Origin of the sequence: Pelagicoccus sp. SDUM812002, assembly GCF_031127835.1 — a bacterium.
Taxonomy (GTDB): Bacteria; Verrucomicrobiota; Verrucomicrobiia; order Opitutales; family Opitutaceae; genus Pelagicoccus.
On record NZ_JARXHX010000151.1, the window covers coordinates 1 to 346 of the forward strand.

1 protein-coding gene is annotated in these 346 nt (G+C 66.2%); it reads left to right on the forward strand.

The features are described from left to right. Window positions 1-346, forward strand: a 346-nt coding sequence (locus QEH53_RS24090) for a hypothetical protein (RefSeq protein ID WP_309025786.1), incomplete at both ends; no start/stop codon positions are given.

The following is a 346-nucleotide window of genomic DNA, read 5'->3' on the forward strand; positions in this document are numbered from 1 at the left end:
AACCCTGTAGGGTCGGCGCTCGCGCCGCGCCTCACTGCCCAGCGGCTTATCCCGAATAGCCTCTTGCAACGCGGCATGTCGCGAGCGACAGCCCTGCGATCCTCGCAGAACCCATTCGCACAACACAACCCTGTAGGGTCGGCGCTCGCGCCGCACCGCACTGCCCAACAGCTCACCCCGAGCGACCTCCTGCAACGCGGCATGTCGCAAGCGACAGCCCTACAATCCTCGCAGAACCCAATCGCGCAACACAACCCTGTAGGGTCGGCGCTCGCGCCGCGCCTCACTGCCCAGCGGCTTATCCCGAATAGCCTCTTGCAACGCGGCATGTCGCGAGCGACAGCCC